General features: G+C 67.9%; 11 protein-coding genes and 1 pseudogene. 4 read left to right on the forward strand and 8 right to left on the reverse strand.

Going from position 1 to position 22475, the window contains the following annotated elements; translation table 11 throughout:
* Positions 1-34: 34 nt before the first annotated feature.
* A complete protein-coding gene (locus ABZW14_RS17560; protein ID WP_355347053.1) occupies positions 35-808 on the forward strand; it encodes a DUF429 domain-containing protein in 774 nt (257 codons plus the stop codon).
* A gap of 142 nt (positions 809-950) precedes the next feature.
* Here ABZW14_RS17560 and ABZW14_RS17565 read toward each other — a convergent pair whose 3' ends face one another.
* Positions 951-1808 carry a hypothetical protein gene (locus ABZW14_RS17565; RefSeq protein ID WP_355347056.1) on the reverse strand — a complete coding sequence of 286 codons (858 nt, stop codon included), beginning with the start codon at positions 1806-1808 and terminating at the stop codon, positions 951-953.
* A 189-nt stretch (positions 1809-1997) separates the two neighbouring features.
* Here ABZW14_RS17565 and ABZW14_RS17570 point away from each other — a divergent pair, with 189 nt between their 5' ends.
* Positions 1998-2777 carry a winged helix-turn-helix domain-containing protein gene (locus tag ABZW14_RS17570; RefSeq protein WP_355347059.1) on the forward strand — a complete coding sequence of 260 codons (780 nt, stop codon included), beginning with the start codon at positions 1998-2000 and terminating at the stop codon, positions 2775-2777.
* Between the two features lie 67 nt (positions 2778-2844).
* Here the strand turns inward: ABZW14_RS17570 and ABZW14_RS17575 are convergent, their stop codons facing one another.
* Together ABZW14_RS17575 and ABZW14_RS17580 are read right to left on the reverse strand one after the other, a co-directional pair.
* Complete coding sequence (locus ABZW14_RS17575; RefSeq protein ID WP_355347062.1) at positions 2845-3228, reverse strand: hypothetical protein; 384 nt, start codon at positions 3226-3228, stop codon at positions 2845-2847.
* Complete coding sequence (locus ABZW14_RS17580; RefSeq protein WP_355347065.1) at positions 3225-3641, reverse strand: hypothetical protein; 417 nt, start codon at positions 3639-3641, stop codon at positions 3225-3227. Before ABZW14_RS17580 ends, ABZW14_RS17575 begins: the two co-directional genes overlap by 4 nt.
* A gap of 242 nt (positions 3642-3883) precedes the next feature.
* Between ABZW14_RS17580 and ABZW14_RS17585 the strand changes: the two genes are divergently transcribed.
* Entirely contained in the window at positions 3884-4084 is a 201-nt protein-coding gene (locus tag ABZW14_RS17585; RefSeq protein WP_355347068.1) for an AlpA family phage regulatory protein, read from the forward strand.
* A 62-nt stretch (positions 4085-4146) separates the two neighbouring features.
* A pseudogene (locus ABZW14_RS17590) lies at positions 4147-4242 on the forward strand (IS481 family transposase); the annotation flags it as partial.
* Between the two features lie 642 nt (positions 4243-4884).
* Here ABZW14_RS17590 and ABZW14_RS17595 read toward each other — a convergent pair.
* Genes ABZW14_RS17595 through ABZW14_RS17615 form a run of 5 tightly spaced genes read right to left on the reverse strand, consistent with a single transcriptional unit; the run spans position 4885 to position 22463 of the window.
* On the reverse strand, positions 4885-6105 hold the full coding sequence (locus tag ABZW14_RS17595; RefSeq protein ID WP_355347071.1) for a serine/threonine-protein kinase: 1221 nt from the start codon (positions 6103-6105) through the stop codon (positions 4885-4887).
* Between the two features lie 44 nt (positions 6106-6149).
* Positions 6150-8318 carry a UvrD-helicase domain-containing protein gene (locus ABZW14_RS17600; protein WP_355347074.1) on the reverse strand — a complete coding sequence of 723 codons (2169 nt, stop codon included), beginning with the start codon at positions 8316-8318 and terminating at the stop codon, positions 6150-6152.
* Positions 8318-14746, reverse strand: coding sequence for a DEAD/DEAH box helicase (locus ABZW14_RS17605; protein ID WP_355347077.1), 6429 nt, complete (start codon positions 14744-14746; stop codon positions 8318-8320). Before ABZW14_RS17605 ends, ABZW14_RS17600 begins: the two co-directional genes overlap by 1 nt.
* Positions 14743-19662 carry a class I SAM-dependent DNA methyltransferase gene (locus ABZW14_RS17610; RefSeq protein ID WP_355347080.1) on the reverse strand — a complete coding sequence of 1640 codons (4920 nt, stop codon included), beginning with the start codon at positions 19660-19662 and terminating at the stop codon, positions 14743-14745. Before ABZW14_RS17610 ends, ABZW14_RS17605 begins: the two co-directional genes overlap by 4 nt.
* Positions 19659-22463: a helicase-related protein gene (locus ABZW14_RS17615; protein ID WP_355347083.1), complete on the reverse strand. Its 2805-nt coding sequence runs from the start codon at positions 22461-22463 to the stop codon at positions 19659-19661. The genes ABZW14_RS17610 and ABZW14_RS17615 overlap by 4 nt, the downstream gene beginning before the upstream one ends.
* Between the last annotated feature and the right edge of the window lie 12 nt (positions 22464-22475).

Below are 22475 nucleotides of genomic sequence, written 5' to 3' on the forward strand. Positions count from 1 at the left end.
ATGGACGTTCGCTCAAGCCCAGTAGGTTGGGCGGATGCTGACAGCGGGGATCGATCTTGCGGCGGAGGACACCAACACCGCGGTGGCCTGGATCCGGTGGACGGCGACCGGAGCGGTGCTAGAGGAGCTGGTAATCGGCGCCGGCGATGATGAGCTTCTGCGGGCCGCATCGGCCGCCGACAAGGCCGGGATCGACTGTCCGCTGGGCTGGCCGGAGCCGTTTGTGGAATTCGTCATCGCGCACCACCGTGGCGAGCTGACCGCCCCGACCGACCTGATCGGGCGCGACTGGCGCAGGAGGCTGGCCTGGCGACGCACCGACGTGGTGACCCACGAGCTGACCGGCCGCCTCTCGCTCAGCGTGGCCGCGGATCGGATCGCACACACGGCCATGCGGTGTGCGGCCCTGCTGGCGCGGCTCGCCGAAGGCGGGCAACCCGTGGACCGCAGCGGCGGCGGAACAGTCGTCGAGGTCTACCCCGCGGCGTCGCTGAGGCAGTGGGGGCTGCCCCATCGGGGATACAAGGGGCGGCAGAACAGCGGCACCCTGAACGGCTTGGTGGATCAACTGACCACCACTGCGCCGTGGTTGCAACTCGGGGGCTTCGAGCCGGTGTGCCGGGGCAGCGATCATGCCGTTGACGCTGTCGTAGCTGCCCTGACCGCTCGTGCGGCCGCCATCGGTCAGGCCACCCGGCCGGCCGAGGCCGACCTGGCCGCCGCCACCACCGAGGGTTGGATCGCCCTACCAACCACAACATTGGCCAGCCTCACCAGCTCAAGCGCGGCGGGCTGGCGGCATGTCTGAACGAACAGCTTTCGGGCGAGCTCCGGCTGGCTGCCTCGCCGGAGTCGCCCTAACGCACCGCGTCCCCGGCTCGGTGAGCACTGACCGCGGCGGACGCCGGACACCTTGTATGGCGCGAGCCTCACCGCTGAGCAAGGCATGATCACTGCTCGGGCTCGCGCCGAGCGAAGCCGCGAGCCAGCACGATACGGCGCAGCTGCCGTACCCCACGCTCAAAGTCCTCCAGATCGTCCGGGTCGATGTCGCCCGGCAGTGCGGCGAAGGCAGCAGCAGCCTCGTCGAGAGCATCCAGGACGGCGAACTCGTCAGACTCCTCGGAGACGTCCTCGGCAGCCCTTCGCTGCGAGCCGTCGTCGGCGAACATCAGGTATTCCACCTCGTCCGGCCTGAGGTCGAGGTCCTGGGCCCACTTGGTCACCAGACACAGGTACCGGCGGTAGTCCTCGACGTTCCAGTCCAGACTGACGTGGCAGGCGGCGTACTGCCAGAGCCACCGCTGTACCCGCCGATCGAGCACCAGCGCTGGCGATGCCGCCGCATCGCTGCAGAAGAAGAGGTACTTGGAGGCGAAGGAGACTCCGAGGTAGCGAAGGCGGTGCCGCTTCAGCCACTCGAACGCCTCCGCCCCGCCATCGCGGCGCGTTTTCGACGCCACCTCGCGGAGAATCCGCGGCGCCTCGTCGTTCTCCCGCAGCACCCGGGCGGTTCGGAACGCGCCGTACCCGACCCGCCCGTACCCCCACACCATCGCTGTCACGAACGCCCGGACGGCCTCATTCTCGCCTTCATCAGCCCGGCGGCCTCGTTCTGTCACATGATCGCGGCCGAGTCGGTCCGGCAGCTCCGCGAGAAGGTCCTGGTGCTCCGTCAAGCTGGCGAGCCACGTCCTCCGGTTCCACCCGATCTCGCCCTGAGGTCGGCGCCCCTCGGCGTCCCATCGATGCAGGAGTTCCCGCAATCGGTTCGGAACGGAGAAGCAGTCGTTCGACATGACGATCATGCTCTCACCAACCAGGGTCCAGACGTACAAGCAGACGGGCGAGGGGTAATCACCGATCGGTCAGGGCTTCGAAGACCATGCCGGTATCCGCAACAGACAGTCGGCTACTTGATCGACCGACGCCTTCATAGGCCCTTGTCTGACTGCAACACTGTGACCTCTGGGAGCCGCGACGCAGAGAGGTAGCAGATGGCACCAACCATCCGGGTAGACGACGAGGTGTACGCCCTACTGCAGTCCAAGGCCGAAGCGTTCGTCGACACCCCCAACACAGTGCTGCGGCGACTCTTGAACCTGACCGGAAGCGTCGCTGGCCCCGCAGAAAGCCCGGCAAGGAGACCGCACGTGAAGCCGGCGTCGTCGACCAAACTCGCTCGGCTGCTTGCCGACGGCATCCTCCAGGTAGATGAGCCCCTCGTGTGGAATCGACGGAATCAGGGGAAGCAATACGGGGCCTGGCTCACGAACGACGGTCGGCTTCGCCTGCAGGACGGTTCCCTGCACGAGACTCCTTCGAGCGCCGCCCGTCATGTCGCTGGCTATGAGGTCAACGGTTGGACGGCTTGGCAACGGCAGAGCGACGGGAAATCTCTCAGCGACATCTGGGCGGAGCAGGCATCAACGACCGGCACCCCCTCCACCGAGGCGTCATTGGAGGTGCCGCCTCAGCGTTCCGTAGGGCAAAAGCGCGGCCAGACGCCGCAGAAGGCCTTTCGGGCGTACATACTCGCGATTCTCCAGGAGGCCGGCGGCCGGCAGGAAGCCGACAAATTGCTCGCGGAGCTCGAACGCCGCATGGAGCACGTCTTCCTCGAGGGCGACTACCGGGTTCTCGATGGGGGCGAAGTGCGGTGGCGAAACGCCGCTCGTTGGGAGCGCAAGGACATGGTCGATGAAGGACTGATCAAGCCAACCGAGCATCGTGGCGTATGGGAGCTGACTCGAAAAGGAATGAATACATCGATGTGATATGTCGATGGGACGCGCTGGCAGCCGTTGCCCAGGCTGCCGGTCGACAGCCCAGCCGGTTGCGCTATCACCCCTCCGGCTGCAGCGCGGCGACCCGGGCCAGCACCGGCCGGAACGCAGCATCCTGGTCCGGGCCGATCTCGACGCCTTCGAGCCACACCCACTCGCCGTCGTACCACTCGCTGAGTTCCGGCCGGACCCGGACGATCCGGAGCAGGAGCGGACCGTCCGCGTACCGATAGTCGGACTCGGCGAGCTGGACCACATCCCCGGGGGCAACGGACACGCACGGAACGACCGGCACCCAGGTTGCCCCCGCTGGCGCCGCCTCTGCGTGGCCATGCGGGCGCGTTGGCGGCTGCGGCCCGACCCCGGCGGCCAACGCCGCCCGCCGGGACCGGAAGATCACCCGGTTACGGATCTGCGCGGGCGACAGGTCGAAGACGTTCATCGCCAGTACGTCCGCAAACAGCGCACGATGATCGAGTCGGCCCAGGTCGCCCGGGGGCAGTTGCCGTCGGCGCGGCAGTCTGGGCATTTCCTGGTACGGGGATCCTCTGTGGGGCTCCGCCAGTGCACCTCGACCACCCGGTTTGCCCTGGCGAGCTGAGCAGCCGTCACGAAGAGGTCGTCATCCGCAGCCGGGCGGGCGGACCGGGCCGGCTCACCGCCGGCCGGCGCCTTGTCGGCCGGAGTCGGGAACCTCCCCGGGCTCCACTCGCCTCGCCGGTCCGGCTCGTAGCGGCCCGCACGCTGGTCGCGCGGCGAGGACACCGCCGGCCGCTCCTTGGACCGCTCGTAGACGAGCGCGCCGTCGCACCGCGACGTCATCCGCAGCTCCGGCACGACGTGCTCGACCGCCAAGCCGCCGAAACCGCGCCCGCACGTCCCCATCCGGCAGCGCATGCCCGGTCAGATCAAGCACGACCTTCCGAGGCCGCAAGAACCACTTCCACCGCCTGCCCATGTTTCGCCACGCCTCCCCTACTGACCGCCGATCCTACCGCCGTGGTGAACAGATGCACAGCATACACGCACATGTGCGCATGAAGAGTGCGTGTGCGCAGAGAGCAAGTGTTCAGTTCGTCTGCTCTTACCGTGAGCCCGTGGGAGAGCTTCGGCTGGTGGCGAGCCAGGAAATTCAGGAAATGCTCGGTGTCTCACGCACACGCGCCTACCAGATCACCAACTCGAAGACCTTCCCTGATCCGGTGGCCGTCCTGTCCGTCGGGCGCATCTGGCGCGCCGACGACGTGGAGCGGTGGATCAAAGCCCACCGGCGGGATCTCCAAGACTCGGAAGAGTAGGCAAACTCAACCGCACCGGCACACTCGGGCACACCACCGACCGGTGGGGCGGCGCCAGGCCCGGCTATGCGTTCCTGCACACCGCCTTGGAACACCACTCCCGCCTGGCCTGCACCGAAATCCTCACCGGCGAAACCCGCGAGACCGCCACCAGCTTCCGGGCTGCGGACCTGCTCGCGTTGCCCAACGACGACGAGGTTGCCGACCTGATTACGATGCGGGATCTCGCGGTCGAGCGGCTGCTACCGGCGCTGCCATCCGGGCCGGTCAGCAGAGGGTCGACGTTTGAGGGGAGCAGCGACCTCAACGCCGATGCCGACCTGATCATCGGTGGGGTGCTGGTGGACTTCAAGTCCGGTCAGGGCGGCCGGCCCCGGCAGGACGGTAGCCGCGCCGCCACCCTGACCCGGGCCGACTTGGACCAACTTGTTGGGGTACGTACTTCTGGGCTACTCGGACTCATTCACGCTCCACACCGTGGCGATATACGCGGCGCGCTTCGGGCACTACACGGCTTGGCCGCTCACCGACCTCTGCACCCGGCTGGCAGGCCGTCCAACAGATCTCGCCGTGTCGCGGAACGAGTTCGCTCACCTCGTGCGCGCCGAACTACCGGCGTTTCGCACGGAATCACTCGCGGCGCGACTCCGGCGGCGCGCGCCCGCTACGTAGGTCCCTGGCGGTTGGAGCGACCCGGCCGAGCCGGCGTCTGCTCACAGGACCTTCGTATACCAAGTACCCGAATGCATGAGCCACGCCGATCCCGGCGTCGTCGGGTAACACTTAACTGCAGATCGCCCCTACGGCTCGAGGCTCATCGGCTGACCGCCTGAATGGCACGCTCGGGCGCGCCGTCGGCACTCGTCAGCGAGGTCGCTGTCTCGCCCTTCAACCTCACGTGCCAGTACCTCGAAGTCGTGCTGGGCATCGCGAGAGTTCCCGGCGAGCATGCGGATTGTGGCGAGTTCGAACCGCAGGCGCACCCTCGTGACGTCGTCGAGATTCGGTGACTGATGCGCTGCCAAGGCTGCTTCCAGCACGTCGGCAGCCTGCACGAAGCGCTCCTCCTCAGCCAGTTCCAGGGCTCGTGCGTGCAGTTCTCCCGGTGTCTCTGCTGTTTGCTGGGCCAGAGCCACCGCGGGCTGTTCCCTCACTGTTGTCGCCGCGCTGTCCCGGGTGCCCCTTCCGTCGCTGAATGGGGCGAGCAGTTGTCCGACCTCGGCAGCCGAGGCGGGTCGTTCGGCGGGATCCTTCGCGAGCAGGCAGAACAGCAGGTGGGCCAGGTCGTCGGGCACGTCACGCCGGTATTCCGTGACGATTGGAATCGGTCCGCGCCTGTGCTGATGCAGCATGTCAAGGGCCGTCTTGGCCTCGTACGGCGGACGGCCGGTGAGCATCTCGAACAGGATGCAGCCGAGGGCATAGAGGTCGGTGCCGGGGCCTACCGTGCCGCCCTCCGCTTGTTCTGGCGCGATATAGGCGGGCGTGCCGAGCGTGTGGCCGGTTGCGGTGAGCCGCGAGGCCTCCGCGGGGTCGACCAGGGCGGCGACGCCGAAGTCGAGGACCTTCACCGTGCCGGTCGGCGTGATCATGAGGTTCTGCGGCTTGAGGTCGCGGTGCACCAGTGAGGCAGCGTGTGCGGCGGCCAGAACGTCGCACACTTGGGCGGCGATTGAGGCCGACTGAGCGATGGGAAGTTCTTCCTCCTCGGCGATCAGGTCAGCGAGCACCATCCCGGGTACGAGCTGCATGACGAGGTAGAGGTCGTGGCCGTGCTGACCGAGGTCATGAACAGCCGGTACGCCGGGGTGGTCGAGCCGGGCGGTGACCCTGGCTTCCCTTCGGAAGCGTTTGACGGCGGCCTCGCGCCCGTCCTCGGGCACGTCCATCTGGCGGAGGAACTTGACCGCTACCGGCCGGTCGAGCCGCTCGTCGTAGCCCGCCCAGACCTGCCCCATTCCACCACGGCCGACCGGATACGTCAGCTCGTACCGGTCGCCGATACGGTCCCGCGCCTGCACCTGCAGTCTCCCCTGGTCGCACGCCGTCCCTGCCTGGGCGGCACTTACGTTAGCTGTCGCTGTACGAGGCGGGCGGTCAGGAACGGGCTGGGCGTGCCGTGCCAGAACACCGCGAGCTCGTCACGGGGCCGAGTGGCGGCCACGAACAGCAGGGACCGGTCCCGTTGGCGCTCGCGCTGGTAGCGCTTGGGATCGGTGTCCCGGTAGCGGCTGATCATTTGCCGGGGTACGAGGCCATCGCTGACGGCTGCGATGATCATGCGCTGGTACTCGAGGCCCTTGAATCGGTGCATGGTGCCGACGTGGATGCCGTCGGGCTGCTTCGGACCGTCGGGCCCGATCTCCACGGCGGGTAATCCGTCGGCTTCGAGTCGGCTGATCACGTCGGCCGCGAGTTCTCTGGTTGGGACGCAGATGGCCACCGAGCCGTCGGTCGGGTTGCCCCATCCCCGCAGTTGCTCGGAAATGAGGTCCCGCTCCTGCGCCCAGGTAGCCGCGCCCCGGAACACCGGTCGGCCGCCCCGCAACAGCGAACGGTAGCCGGCCAGGTCCTCCTCGCCACCGTCCAAGTCGTCATACACCTCTCCGGTCATGATCTGCAGAGCGTCGGCAAGGATCTGCCGGGTGGTCCGGTAGCTCAGGGTAAGGCGGGACGAGCGGCCGCGGATGTTGATGCCGAGGCTGCTCAGGGTCACGTGGTTGTCGTAGATGCGCTGGTGGGTGTCACCGGTGAGGAACATGTCGTCCGCCCCCGGGGCCACCATGGCGCGCAACATCTTCCAGTGGGCGGCACTGAGGTCCTGCGCCTCGTCGACCACAATGTGCCGGTAGCGCGGGCGGTAGAAACCGCCGGACGACTCGCTGGAAGCCGCTGCGCGATCCATCTCCAGGCGCGCTGCCCGCTGGGCCACCTGGCGCCAGGTCCAGACACCGCGACTCTCGAGCCACGTCGTGAACCGCTCGGTCAACTGCCAGATCTGGTCCCGCTCGACCCGGGTCAGGCTCCGGCCACGGTTGGGGCGGCGTGCCTTGAAGTACTCGGTCCGGGAGTTGAGCACCTGACCGAGGATCACCTGGGTCCACTCGGCGGTGAGGAACTCCGCGTCCCAGCCGGACTCGCCGGTCTCGAGGAGGAACTCGCTCCACAGCTCGGAGACCCGGTTGTCGTCGACGACCCGCCGGCTGCCACCCGCCTTCGCCTCGCTCACCACCCGGCTGGCCAGGCGGTCGATGTTGACGATGTCGACGCGCGCGACCAACTCCTGACCACCGAGTGCCAGCAGTCGGGTCCGCAGGTCGGCGGCGAGGTTGCGGTTGAAGGTGGTGAGCAGGATGGGCTTGTCCGTGCCGGGCGGCAGCTGCCGGGCAAGATGGGCGACCCGGTGCAGCGCGACGATGGTCTTGCCGGTGCCGGGACCGCCGCCGACCCGGGTGGGGCCGTTGTACCTCTTCTCGACGAGCTTGCGCTGGGTGGGGTGCAGGAAGATCTGCCACCGCTCGAAGGCCTCGCCGATGATCGCCTGCAGCGCCTCGTCGTCGGAGGTGACCTGTGTGGCCGGCCGTTGCACGGCCGCTTCGAAGTCCTCCGGGTCGACCGGCTCGTCGGCGCGTACCGGGTCGGTGACCTGCTGGAGCACCTGGTCGTAGGGGGTGCCGTCGAAGAGCGCGAACAGGACGTCGGTGGTGAGCTGCGGTGCCCGGTCCAGTAGCTCCAGCAGTTCGGCCTCAGTGGTGAGGTCACGGATCTGCGGCAGCAGCGGCTCGGAGACCCCCAGTTCCAGGAGCTGGGCGTCGGTGTACGCGTCGAACAGTGGCTTCTGCGCAGGCTCCGGGTCCGCGGGCGGAGGTACGACCCGACCGACGATGCTATCGCCGACCGGCGCCAGGTCGACGACTTCGATGCCACCCGTGACCCGGTTGATCCGGTACGCGTACCGCGACAGGTCGTCGTACACCTCGCCGCGATGCTTGACCGCGACGAGCAGATAATCCCGGTCCGCGATGTGGAGAAGCAGCGCACGGTAGTCCTTGCTCACCCGCGCGGACATCAGCCGGGAGTCGCCGTTGAGCGCCTTCAGGTTGAGCCCGGGATTCTCCGGGTTGTGCCGGAACTTGTGCATGAACTCGTAGACCGCGCCGATGTCCGCGCGGGTGAGCTTCATGACCTCCTTGTCGGCGCGGTCCAGCATCCGCAGGGTGGCTCCGGTGCTCATCAGCTCTCTCCCCCACTCGTCCCCGTGAGCTGTGCCGCCAGTTCGTCGATCGACCACTCCCGCGCGGTTCGCGCGTGCCAGCCCGCCTCGGCGTACGCCCGGTCGCGATCTTCCGTCTCCGGATCGTCGGGCCGGCCGGTGAGCACGATGGCGATCCGCCGATCCGGCCAGGCGAGCTCGGCGGGCCAAGCCTGATCGCCCAGCTCGTAGCCGACGACCGGTGCGGGCAGGTTCTGCCGCGCGAGCTGCTGGACGAGAAGCTCCAGCGTGGTCTCGTCGCGGTCCATGTACTGCAGTACCTCGTGCCACGGCGACTCGTTGTCGACCGGCTCCGGCTCGGTCGCCACCTGCTGCGGCGCGACGCCGAGCCAGGTGGCGGTTTCCTCGTCCAGCGGCAGCGCCCGCTGGGCCAACACCAGTCCCGTCCCTTCGGTGACCGCCATCGACGCGGGATCAAAGGCGCCTAGGGTGGTGACCGCGAGCTGGCCGGCGTCACCGCCGCCGTTGGCGAGGAACTGGATGACGTTGCCCCAGGCGAGCCAGGCCGCCCAACGCTCCTTGTGCCCCTCGCCGGCAACCGCCGCCGGCAGATCGTCGACAACGGTGAACGCCGACCACGTTGGCAGTGGCTTGCGCCGGCTGTCCACGACCACCGTCACGGGACAATCCGCGTTGTCACGAGCGCGACCCACGATGATGTGGCGTTGCGGCGAGGGCGCGGGTAGCGGCTCGCCGCGCAGCGAGGCGAGCAACCGCTCACCGACTCCAGCAGAGTCGGTGGGGCTGTTGTCGCGGGCCTGCTTGAGCATGCCCGCGAGGGTCGCCTCCGCTCGGCGCTGCCAACGGACAAGATCGGGGTCAGCGAGGAAGCGCATCAGCTGCTCGATCGGGTTGGTCCAGATCGCCTCCTCCAGCTCGTCCGGGTCCGCACCGGGGAGGAACTGCCGATACCGCTCCCGCGCCGTCTGCTTGCAGACCCCGCCGTACGGCGTCCAGCGCCCCTGCCCGTCAGCGCTCCCCCAGGTCTTGACGTCGTCCCAGGTGGCGGCGAAGACCAGGTAGCCGTGAGCACGCAGCCGGGCTCGCTTCTCGGCATCGTCGGCGAGCCGGTTGTACTGCGAAGAGGCGTGGTACTTGAACCCGTCGAGGTAGACCGCTACCTCCGGCGCCGGCGCGTCGAGGCGCTTGAAGTGCACGTCGGGCCGGGTGCCCTTGACCGTATTCTGCAGCTTCATCTGCCAGTGCGTGACGCTCTGGCCCCCATCCCTGACGAACCTCAGGTCCGCGATCCGAGCGCCGTCGTGATCCGTACGCCGGTCGATACGCAGCCCGGAGCCCGGCGTCTCGCCGAGGGCCAGCAACTTGTTCAGGAACTGCAGCTCCAGCTCGCTCTCCACCTGGTGGATCAGCGAGATCTCGTCGGTGCGGGTGCCCTCCTCGACGTCCCAGCTGTCGAGGAGCTTCTCGAGCATGTCCAGCGCCTCACGCCTGCTCATGAAGGCGAAATGCTCGTTGCGCGCGTAGCGCAGCAGGCAGCGGTGGCACACCGGCTTTGCCTCGTGCCGGCAGTCGCAGTCGGCGATGCGCTGCCGGGCCAGCTCGAGGACCGCCCGGAACTCGTCCGGCTTGGCGAGACGGTGCAGGTAGCCCGTGCCCTGCGGCTGGGTGTCGTAGACGACCACGAAGTTGCGGGTGCCCTCGCTGTGCCCGTCGGGCATCGTGGCCGGGACGGCCTGCAGGTGGGCCGGCTCGCCGCCGTACTGGGCCGCGATGCCGAGCCGGATCGCGGCGGCGAAGGACAGCAGCCGCTCCTGCACCATCGCGGTCGCCGCCGGGATGAGGATGCGCAGCGCTTCGGTCTCCAGCTCGTGGGCCAGGATCAGGTCCACGTGGCTGTCCGGGCCGGCCGCCGACCGCCGGTAAGGGCACCACGGCAAGTGGTGCTCCGCGCCCTGGATGACGGTCGCGCCGGAGGCCTGGGCGGCGAGCTGCTGGCTGGCCGCCGGGGTGCCATCCACCGTGGTGCCACCGCATGAGGTGCAGGTGTGGAATCGGTTGATCCGCACCTCCTCGCCGGCGAAGAGTTCGGCGGCGCGGTCGTAGCGCTGGGCGCCGAGGTTGAAGTGGCGGATCATCGCGTGCCGGCTGTAATCGACGCCGAAGGTGTCGCGGGCGTGCCGCCACGACGACTCGACCTTGGCGGGGTCGATGTCGACCGCGACGCTGGTGGCATAGAAGCGGCGGTCTCGGTCATCGCTGTCGTCCCGGATCCGGGCGTCGTCGCGCTTGTCCCGGCTGTAGACCCGCGTCGGTTGGAGTACCTGGAACAGCCGGCCGTGGTCGGCAATGCCCCCGTCCTCGCAGCGCGGGCACGGGCTGGTGTCCTCCTTGGCCAGGTGGGTGCGCACGTACCCGCACTGGGCGCAGACCCGCCACTGCTCGTACGCGGGCCGGTCGGCCGGGCCGATGTCGAGGCCGGAGATCTCGTGCTTGTAGCCGCGCACGTAGTAGCTGTTGCCGGGGGCGATCTCGACGAGGGCCGGGCGGGCGGGGCGGGCGTACTCGCGCAGTTCGCTGTGGAACCGGCGGTCGCCGTCGGTCTGCTCCTCCCAGGTCAGGGTTGCTTCGAGGTCGGTGCGGCTGTCGATGAGCGCGTAGTTCGGCAGCAGCCCAAACTCGACTAGGGTGCCGTGGGCGGCGGCGGCGCTGACCTCCCGCAGCCTGCGACGGACCGCGGCTTCCTCCGCCGTGAGCATCTTGATCTCGCGGGCGTGGTCCGGGTCGCTGGGCACCAGGGTGCCGCGGGCCGTGGCGATCTCCTGGAGCCGGCGCCGCAGGTCGGCCAGCCGTTCCTCCCAGGTCTCGTCGGCCTCCTTCGCCCGGTGCACGATGCCGTCCACCGCGAACTCCCGGAGCTGGTCGGCGGCGGCCCGCAGGACCTTGTCACCGAACAGCGTCAGGAAGTCCTCCACCAGCCGGGCCCCGTCGCGCCGGCCGGCTTCGGCGAGGTTGGTGAGCCAGCCGCTCGGGCCGAAGAGGACGTGCGCCCGTCGCGGCATCGGCAGGACCCCGGGCAGCCGGCCGCGCGCGGCCAGGTCGATCAGGTGGGCCAGGTACTGCCGGCGCAGGATCTCCACGGCGGAGAGGAAACAACCGGGTGGCACGATCTGCCCCACGATCATGTCCCTCGGCTCGGTCAGGTAGTAGCGGTCCCGCTCGCTACGGCCGACCAGAGTGAGGACGAGCGCATTGCCGCTCTTGCGGCCCGCGCGCCCGGCCCGCTGCACGTAGTTTGCCGGACCCTGAGGGAGCGACGCCAGCACGACTGCGGAGAGCGCGCCGATGTCGATGCCCATCTCAAGGGTGGGCGTGCAGGAGAGGACGTTCGGATCGGTATACCGCTGACCCTCGCGGAACTGCTGCTCGACGGTTTCCCGCTGGACGCGGGTGAGCATGCCAGTGTGTTCGCCGGTCACCACGCGGAACACGTCGCTCTCCAGGTAGAGCCGCCGGTAGTAGTCGTCGGGTGCGGTGTCGTCGTGGGCGGGCTGAAGCCGCCCGCGGCAGCGGTACTGCCGGCAGGGCTGGCCGACCCAGTCAGCGACCCGGTCGGGATGCTCGGTCTGCTGCCAGTGGCAGGTGTCGCAGCCCACCCCCGCCAGCACGGCAGCGGTGTCGTCGAGCCGGGTGACGCGCAGGTGGCCCGGCATCAACCCGTACACCTGGTTGCCGTCCTCGGTGTCGCCAGCGGCCACGATCCCGGCGGCGGCCAGGGCCGGCAGCAGCCGGCTGAGGTAACTGCCGGCGTCGCCGAGGTCCAGGCCCAGGCAGCGGAACGTCCAGTCCTGGTACCAGTTGCCGCGGGCGGTGATCGCGTCGAACTCGGAGCGGGCCTTCGGCGCAGCGAGCAGGAACGCGGGCGCCGAGACCCCCCTCGGGAAGGCGGGCAGACCGGCCGGGCGACCGCCCCACACCTGCCACCGGGTGCCGCCCCGCTTCAGGTACGGCGCCAGCCACTCGTGGTAAACCGCGCCGCGGGTCCGCAGCCGCTCCAGCAGGCCGCGAAGGAACGCGAGGTAGCGGGCGTCGTCGGGCGGCTTGCCGCCGAGCTGCCAAGGGCGGGTCAGGTGTACGTCCCGGCAAATCGCGGCGGCCTTCGCGGGATCATTGAGGGCAACCTCGACGCCGACGCTACGGGTGAGCTCCAGCGTGCGCCCCTGACGGGAGCGCAGCCCGACCTCCATGACGGTGGCGAACACCAGCCGCTCGCTGATCAGCGACCAGGTCTCCCGGCTGCCGGTGTGCTCTCCCGCAAGCAGGGCGTCGACACCCGGCTGGTCGTGCAAATCCGGCGGGACGACGGTGGAGAGGATCTCCGGTCGCGCCGCCGCCTCGATCATCTCGGCGAAGAGGTCATCCAGTCCGACCGCCTGCCCCGGGTGCAGCCGGCTGGCGAGCAGGGAGCGCAGGGAGAAGGCGTACGAGCGGTTGGCGACGAAGCCGGCGCGGTGTGCGGCGTCCTGAACGGAGTCGTTGAAGAGCAGTGTCTTCTTCTCGTGCTCGTCCAGCTCGCCGCCGGTGAAGAGCTGGGTGATCGCCACCGATGCGAGGGTGGCCAGGCCGGCGCCGAGGAAGCGGATGCCGTGGTCCATCTGGCAGGACGGGCAGCGATCCTTCTCGGCCGCGTCGATGGCGAGGATGTCGCCGAGCACGACCACCTCGTCCTCACTCGGCTTCCTGTCCCGCTGCTCGTCGAAGGGGCGCACCCGCCGGCCGTACTCCAGGACCAGCAGGCCGGCGGAACGCTGCCGGATCTCATCGTCAGTCGCCACGATCAACGCGCGGACCCGGCGCTTGTCCCGGCCGACGCTTGCCCGGTAGATCTTGTCCGGGTCGATCTCCAGCTCCTGCGGATCCCTCTCCGGCGACAGCGCCATCCAGCCGGCCCGTCCGCAGTGCCGGCAGTAGATGGCCGGCAGGCGCGGGTTGCGGTTGTCGGCGACAACAACGTCGGCATCGGGGGCATACGGGTCGAGCTCTCGGGGCGGTTCGCCGTACCAGCCGAACGCGGGCTGGTGGGAGGTGCCCCGCAGCAGCCGGGAGACGGCCCGTACCCATAGGTGGGTCTCGATGTTGAGCAGCGGACGGCCCGGTGCCTGCGGGTTCTGCGCCATCGAGAGCAGGCCGACGAATCGGGCGAGAGCCTTCGCGGTGACCACCGGCCTGCTCCTCATGGCGCTGCCCCAGCCGGTGGCGTTCTTGCGGGGCAGCACATCGATGATCTCGTCGAGGGTGCACGGCCGCGTCTGAAGCGAGTCGAGCACCGCCTTGGTCAGCGGGTGATGTCTCAGCAGCTCACCGAGGCGTGCCGGATCGTTGAGGCAGGGCTCGCCGACCACCAGCTCGGCGACCTCGGCCATCATCCGCTCGGGGTCCCGGTCGTCGACGGCGGCGAGCTGCTCCGGACTGGGCAGCGGCAGGCTGAAGTCCTGGTGGACCATGAACTCGCCCGGCTCATAACGGTCCTCCCCCACCAACGACCCGGCGTCGAAGAAGACGCCGAAGACCTGCTCGGCGACCTCACGGATCGCCGTCCGGCCGTCCCGGCCACCGCCCTCACCGAGCGTGGCGGAGGTGGCCACCGGACAGATCGGGCCCAACGGGCGGTCCGGCTCGGCGAGGCCGAGCGCGGCGGCGAGCCGCCGTAGCAGCATCGCCACGTCCGTGCCCTGCGCGCCGTCGTAGGTGTGGAACTCGTCCAGCACCACGTACGCCGGCTCGGCCCCCTCCCAGAGCGGAAGGTCGTCAGCGCGCTGGAGCAGCAGGTCCAGCATCTTGTAGTTGGTGATCAGGACGTCCGGCGGGGTCCGGCGCATCTCCGACCGCTTGGTCATCACGTGCTGGTACTCGATGGCCGCGACGTCGCCGATGTAGAGACCGGCGGTGACCCCATTGAGCGCCGGGTCTGCAAGCAGTTCGTTGATGCGCTGCGTCTGGTCCGTCGCGAGGGCGTTCATCGGGTAGAGCAGGATCGCCTTAACGCCGGCCTTGCCCTGCTGCCGCTGCCGGCGGCAGTGGTCGAGCACCGGAATCAGGAACGACTCCGTCTTGCCAGAGCCGGTGCCGGTGGTGATCAGGGTCGGCTCGGCGGCCTTGCCCCTGGTTGACAGCCGGGCGAACGCCTTCGCCTGGTGCAGGTAGGGGGTGAAGCCGGCCGGCGCCCAGTCCAGGCACGCTCGCCAGCCACCCTCCGCAGGGCGGAAGGGAGTGCGGATCCGCAGGTACGGCCCGCGGAAAATGCCCTGCTCCGGGTGGGAGAGGAAGTCCTCCAGGCCCCGGCGTACGCCTTCCTCAGTCAGACCGAAGGTAGTGGCCAGGTACTGGGTCAGGGCGCGGCGCAGGGTGTCGGCGGCAAGGGTCGGCCTCATGACGGCTGCCATCCCGCCTCAATTGCATCCTGGAGGCGCTTGCTGAACACGGCATGCGCCTGCCGATACTCGGTCTCCCGGTCCGCCTTGTAGAACGGCGCCACATATCCGTCGGGCACCGGATTTTGATCCGGGCTGTCCAAGTACGAAATCAGCTGCTTGAACGCATCTTTTGGCTGGTTTACGCCCTGGGCATGGAACTCCCGGGCAATCCGGCGGCCATCGGCGTCGAACCACATATCTTTCTCGTAGCCATTAAGGACGGCATAACGAGATCGATAAATCGCAAGGAGTCCGTCCGCGTCGATCCCGATCCAGGCTGACACTAGGGCATCGATTTCAACGAGTGCTGAACGCCGGGATCGCTCGTCACGCAGCGGCGTGGAGACGTGCCACTCACGGGACAAGCCTTCGTTCAAGGGCGCCACACCGCGCCAGCCCGCCGCCCAATGGCCCTCTACATACCACGCCTCGTCGAACACTTCACGCCACAAGTCGCGGTACGCGTTGGTGACGCAGTTCAACCTGAGGGCGCGAAGAAGCAGTGCCGACGCCAGAGGGTGGTTCTTGACGGCGGCAGGCATGGCCTTTACCTCGTTAACATCCAAGTGACCTCGTCCCGAGATCCGGAGAAGGTAGTCCAAGGGCAACGCCGCAAAAAAGCCAGCCTGAAGAGCAGTAGCGGAATTATCCCCCAGAGTCATCGTTCGCACTGCATGAATATGAGCAGGTCCGGGTGGCACGAGTGCAGCGAAAAGGCTTCGCTCGTTGTTCAGGGCGATCATTTCCCGCCAGGCCAGGCGAAAGTACTCAGTGTACGGCCGACCGTTCCATCGATCCTGGGCAGCACAATAGCGGTCGAGACCGGAGGCCCGACGGTAATTCGTCCTCGGAACGGCATCCTCTTGTGCGGTAGTCAGGTCCCAGGTCTCGTAATCATTGTTGTTCCGGCAGGGCACATTGGGGTGCTTGGCAAGAGGGGTTGCTACTCCGAGATGCGGACCCTGAAGTACCACCTCCGACCAGCTACGAGGATCAGACGTAGACCACCGGATCAAGCCCTCACGCTTGCCGTTGGTCTCGTTATATCCGCTACTTACTTGGATCTTCAGACGCTCCAGCCTAAGCTCAAAATCCGCCAGGGAATTGATAGCATCCTGCTCGACGGCACTGACCGGATACAGTAACTTCACTTCCTCGAGGGGCGTCTTGGGGTCGCCTGCAAGCAGGCGCCACTCGGACAATACTTCATCGTCTACGTCGATCAATCGCAAAGCGTGAGGGCGCAAGTCCCATTCTCCATCACGCTTGACCCCAGGAGGGTCTCCTGACCCGTCATGAACCAGGGAGCCAACGAGGGTGGTTGCATCGTAAAGGTACGCAGCCTGGCGAAACGCGATGCGCTTGCGCCCCCCATACACATGGATACCGAATTCCACATGATGGTCAATCTCGCTGAATAGGTACTGCGTCCGCTGGTTGACGAAGTGCGCATGGAATCTAAGACGCCGATAGCAGGCAGCGCGCAACTTGCCCTCTTTCGCACCGGTGAAATGAGAGTCCGGATGGAGAAGCCCGCAGACACCCGAATGCGAGATGTTGCCCCAAGACCTTATTGCGAAGGCGCGATAGAGGTTCGGCCGCGTCCCTACAAGAAGGGGATATGTCGTCGCACCCCCGAGATAGGCGACCGAAGCTGAATTCTCCGCCATCAGGACCAAATATTGGTTGCGCGTGGTCAGTTGACTAAGTAACGAAATTTTGTTTGCACGCCAAAGGTCATCTGAGGAACCAGCGCCGAGTCTGAACCATGGATACCATTCGGCAAGAACACCCGGTTCATCCCAGTCCAGACGCACCCACGGCGGGTTGCCGACCTGGAGGTCGAAGCCGCCTTGGGCGAATGCCTGGGCGAAGGTCAGTTCCCAGTGGAAGAATGCCTGCTGCTCGGCAATCCGCTCAGCGGCAAGTAGCCAGGGGAACCGGTCGGACAGCATCCACGGGGAGTCCACGCCGATCACACCATCGAGCTTTTGCTCGAACTCGCGCATCTCTGCCAGGCTGTCGAACTTCCGGCCGTAGAACCGCTCGCTGTCCTCGTCCACGTCGCTGCGGCCGATGAGGCCCTCGGCGAAGGTGAGCCAGTCGTCGAGGTTGGTCAGCGGCACCTGCTGGCGGAGTTGTTCCGCCACGGTCATACGCCGGGTGCCGGCTGACCTATTCGGCAGCATCATCTGCTGCGGTTGCAGGTTCCCGAAGAAGTCCGCGACCTCGTAGACCACAGGGTCCTCGTACGCTGGCACGTCCTTGACGTGCGAGACTCGGACGGGCTCGGCCGGGTACGCGGGGTCGGAGCCGTCGAGCAGGCCGACCTTGTCGAGCGGCCAGAACCACAGCGCGCACCAGACGTCCATCAGCGTCTTCAGCCGCCAGTACGGCGTGCCGGGCGCGGTCAGGTCGGCGAGGATCTTCTCCCGAGCAACGGCGTCGCGCACCTCGGGCAGGTCGTCGACGCCCCAGACCTTGATGTCGCGGCGGATCTCCCGCTCGGAGATGGCGAGCCGCTCCTGCACCAGGCCCCACAGGAACTCAACCCGCCGAGCGAGCGCCTGCAACCGCTTGACTTGCGAGTTCTTCCCTTTGGCCGACGGGACGCGCTTTATCGCCGTACGCCATGCCTTGAGCTTGGAGGTCTCCTCCGGTGCCAGCTCCCGGGCTTCCTTCTCCCCCGCGACCGCGCCCCAGCCGTCGGCGGGGAGTAGGAAGTGGTGGATGACGCCCTCGTCGATCGGCCCGTCCCGGAACGGCTTCTCGGCCGGTGCGGTGGTGAGCCAGGACTTGTCGGCGAGCTGCTTCGGTTCATACGTCTTGCGCCCGCAGCCGATAAGCGAGTTGCCTCGCTGGAGGTGCAGGCCGAACCAGGGTGCCTGGAGGCCGGCGTGCATGACGTTGAGCCAGAGTGAAACCTCGGCCAGCTCGACGGCAGTGCGGTTGAGGTCGACGCCATAGCTGTTGTGCAGGGCGATGTGCGCCTTCACCCGCTGGAGTTCCAGGTGGTACTGCTCCGGGTCGAGGGTGGTGTCGAGTTCCTTCTGGCGGCGGCGCAGGTATTCGGCGGCGACCTGGTTGATCGCCTCGTTCAGGAACGCACCTGAGCCGAGCGCCGGCTCGCAGATCGTCCAGTCCAGCAGTTCCCGGGCCGGGGTGACCGAGCCGTCCTGGTCGAGGCGGTATTTCAGCGCGAGCTGGACGGTGACCTCGGTCAGCGATTGCGGCGTGTAGTAGGAGGCGCTGGTCTGCCGGTCTCGCCCGGCGAGCCGGTAGACGAACGCGCCGGGGGCGTAGCTGACCCGGCTACGCACGCCCGTGTAGGGGTCCTCCTTGTAGACGAAGACGCCATCCTCGTACTCATCGGCCTTCGAGGCCGGGATCATCCACGAGCCATCCTTCGGGTCGCCGTTCTTGGCGACCTCGTAGAGCTGCTCGGTGGCCACGAACCCGGTGTAGGACATCAGGCCCTCGTAGACGGCGCCGAGCTGGTTGATACCGAGCTGGGCGTACGAGACGAAGCCGCCGCGGTGCTTCTTGGCGCCCTTGGTGAGCATCAGCCGGCGCAGCACCTGGTAGAGAACCTTGTTGCGCAGCCGGGTGTCGATCTTCGGGCCGTCGGGGTCGTCGGGGTCGCTGCCGGGCTCGGCGATGAGCCGTCCGATGAGCTTGGTCTTCTCGGGCAGGAACAGGTCCGAGCGCATAGGCTCGAAACGCAAGCCCTCGCTCTCGCTGGACTTGTCCTCGATTTCCGCGCCGCCGCGGGCCCGGTGGCCCTCGTTGACCATCTGGAAGAGCAGGTCGAGGGACTCGTGCAGGTGGAATCCGCCCTCGGCGGAGGGGGCGAGCCGGCGGGAGACGAGGTCGCCGATGCGGGCGAGGCTGTAGCCCTCGATGTACTCACGGTCGTTGACCGGGAGCACGCCCAGCTCGGGGCGGGCCTCGGCGTAGAGCAGGAACAGGATCCGGTAGAGATAGCGCAGTGCTTCGCGGCCCAACTCCTTGGCCAGCTCGTCAAGGTCCATCACCTGCTGCGGCTGGTAGCCGGCCTGCCGGATGCGGTCGAGGACCTCGTTGGCGATGAGTTCGACGGAGACCTTGAGACCTTCGCGCAGTTCGCTGGAGACGCCGACGGCGTGCTGGCGGGAGCCGGAGACCAGGTCGGCGAGGGGTTCGGTGCCGCCCTCGGCGGGCGGGCGCAGCGAGTCGGCGCCGAAGAGGGCGGCGACGACGTCGTACTCCTTGTCGTCGTTGCGGCCGTAAGCGGTGTCGAGGCTGACGGCGAGGTAGCGGCCCTCGCCCCAGGCAGTGCGGTCGGCCAGCGTGATGACGCCGCCGCTAAGGATGAGCACATACCGGGGTGGGGTCTCGGCGGCGAAGATCCAGGAGGCGAGCTTCGCGCCGGTGTCGATGGTGTCGTTCGCGGCCAGCGTGACCGGGTCGAGCAGGCGGCCGGCGTCGTCCGGGTCCTGGGCAGCCTCGGTGTCGACTGCCCAGCCGCAGTCGAGCGCCACGATGCCGTGCGCGGTCGTCAACTCGGCATGGGCCACCTTGATCTGCTGTTCCTGGCCGGCCCGCTCGACGGTGATGGTCTGGGGCTGCGGCTCGAAACCGAGCGCCCGCAGCAGGTCCTGGTGCAGCTTGCGCAGCCGCTCCGGGTCGAAGAACTCGTCGTCGGCCAGCTCGGTCTTGGCCTCGAAGTAGGGCCGGCGCAGGCTACGCAGGCCGGTGCGAGGGGTCGAGTCGCCGGCCTTCTCCCGCTCGCTCCACTGCTTGAGCAGGCCGCCCTTGAGGGTGGTGGGCAGGATCTCGGCGAGGTAGTGGGCGGAGAGGTATTCGCCGCGGTTGGTCAGCGACTCGAAACTCATGCTGCACTCTCCGGGGACGGTACGAGGACGGCGAGGACCCGCAGCAGCGGGTCGCCGTCGGTTTCCAAGCGGTCGAGCAGGTCGTGCTGCTCCTGGACGGTGGCGTTGACACGCTGGCGGCGCTTTTCACGATGCGACGCCGGCAACTCGTCGAAGAGGCTGGCCTGCTGGAAGTGCGTCAGCTGCTCGCGGTACTTCCGTAGCGGCTCGGCGTTGGCCTCCGCCCACTCGTCCCGCTTCCCCTCTAGGTAAATCCGGGCGGCATCGACGGCCTGCGGCAGGAGCTGCTTCAACGGTTGGAGCGCGACGACCTCGGCGCGGTTGACCATCGACGGTCCGACGTTGGCCTCACGGAGCGCCTCGTCCATGGGCCGGATCTCCGGGGCTGCGGGCAGGCCGGAGACTGCCATCCACTGAACGACGGTCGGCTGGCCGAGGCGGTTGGCGTAGACGCCCTGGATCAGGTAGGTCGGTGCGGTCACGTCGGCGGTGAGGACCGGGGCCTGCTGGCGACCGAGGCGGATGAGGACCTTGTCGACCAGCCAGTCGACCATCGGGTGGACGTCGCTGAGGAAGGAGATCTCCGGCCACATCGGGGTCTTGCTCTCCCGGACCTGGTCGAGCTTGCGCTGGGCCAGCTTACGGTCGAAGGTGACCTTGAGCCGCAGGTCCTCACCCTCGCGATGGGAGCGCAGGTAGGAGCGGGGCAGGTCGGTGAGCCGGTGCACCAGGTCGTCGGGGGCGAGGAAGGTCAGCAGCTCGTCCTCGCGCCGCAGGTCGATGTGGTCCTCGGGCCGGTCCTCATAGATCTCGTACAGGGCAGCGTCGACGAAATCCTGCGTGGAGTCGAAGAGCTTCGGCACCCGGGCCTGGGGGACGTCCGCCGCGACGGGGGCGGTGCCGACGTCGCCGAAGAGGTCGGCCATCACATCGATCTCGGCGTGGGCGGCCTCGTAGGACTCGTCCACCGTCTTGCCGTTGAGCAGGTCGCGGACCAGCCGGTCCTCCTCGGCCTTGGCGTCGAACTGGCCGGTCGCGGCCTCCACGCTGCCGAGGCTGCGGTGGGCGTTCTCCTCCCGCTCGAGCAGCTTCTGGGAGACCGTACGGTCGTCCTTCGCGTCCTCGCGGTCGGAGGTGAGGATGAGCGCGCGGAACTGAGGCTGGTGCTTCTGGCCATAGCGGTCGACGCGGCCGTTGCGCTGCTCGATCCGGATCAGGCTCCACGGGATGTCGTAGTGGATCAGGTGGTGGCACTGCTGGTGCAGGTTGACACCCTCGGAGGCGACGTCGCCAGTGAAGAGCAGCCGCACGTCGCTGCCGGCCAGCTCGAACTCCTGGAGGATCTTCTGTTCGTCCTGGTCGGCGACGCCGCCGTGCAGCACCCGGACGGCGTTCGGCTTGAGGCCAAGCAGGCCGGGGACGATCTCGGCGAGCCATTTGATGGTCGGCACGCGCTCGGAGAAGACCACTGCACGGGTGTCGCTGCCCTTGCCAACGCCGATCTTCTTCAGCTCCTGAACCAGCTGCCGGAGCTTGCTGGAGTCGCGGTCGGTCATCGCGGAGGTCAGCTCCGCGAGCCGGTCCAGCGCCACCCGCTCGGTGCCGGCGGCCTTCTTGCACCGGTTTTTCACCGTCTCGTGCAGCGCCCGGTGGGAGGAAAGGAAGGACTTCAAGAGCGTGTACGGGAAGAGCCGGTGCTGACCGGTGATCGCCTCGTCGCTCCACTTGCCGGCCAGCCACACGTCGGTCAGCTCGTCGAAGATCTGCTCCTCGAGCGGACTGGCCTGGCAGTGCACCGCCTGGGATGGGCCACGGTCGGCCCACCGGTCGCCGATCTGGTCGCGTACCTCCGGGCTGATCTTCGTGCGGCGCAGGTAGAGGTGGGCGATGTCCTTGGCCTCGTACTCCTTCTCGTTGGCGATGGCCGCCGGGTCGAGCAGCGAGATCAGCTGGGCGAAGGACTCCCGGTTGCCGTTGTGCGGGGTGGCGCTGGCCAGCAGCAGCGCGTCGGTCTTCGCGGCGAGCCGGCGGGCCAGCTCGTTGCGCTGGGTGCCCTTGTTGATGAGGTTGTGCGACTCGTCGATGACGACCACGTCCCAGGCGGTCGCGTCGAGGTGATGGCCGAACTGGCCGGCGTCCTTGAGCGTGTCGACGGAGATGATGGCCCGCTTGAAGTAGGTGAACGGGTTTCTCCCGGCGGGGATCTCCTGCTGGATGCGCTGGATGCCGGTCGAGTCGAGCCGCACCAGCGGGATGGCGAACCGGGTCCAGAGCTCCCGCTGGAACTGTTCGAGGACCTGCTGAGGCGAGACAACCAGGATCCGGTCGCCCCGGCCCCGGCGGATCAGCTCGGCGAGAATCAGCCCGATCTCCAGGGTCTTGCCCAGACCGACCACGTCGGCGAGCAGGATTCGTGGCCGCAGGCCGGACAGGGCAAGCTCGACCGGACGCTGCTGGTAGGTCAGCGGGTCGAGCAGGAATCGGTCGGCCAGGGCCAGGCCGCGCTCGGTGCGGGGCAGCGGGGTTCGCCGCAGCACAGCCTCAAGGAAGAGCCGGCTCTGCCGGAACCGGGACGAGGTGTCCGGGACCAGGACCGTTTCCTCGGGGCGCATCGCCTGGATGTCCTCGTCCAACGCGGTGAAGAAGGTCGCCTCGACGTCCTGCACGAACTCGGAGACGCCGACCGCTTTGATCATGGTGCCGTCCGCGGTGCCGGTCTTGACGCTGCGGACCAGCCATTCCTCGTCGCGGACGACGATGCGGGAGCCCGGGGCGAAGGTGGCGTCCTGGGAGGTGGTCATCGGTGGAGCCTT

Origin of the sequence: Micromonospora sp. NPDC004551 (assembly GCF_040609975.1) — a bacterium.
GTDB lineage: Bacteria > Actinomycetota > Actinomycetes > Mycobacteriales > Micromonosporaceae > Micromonospora.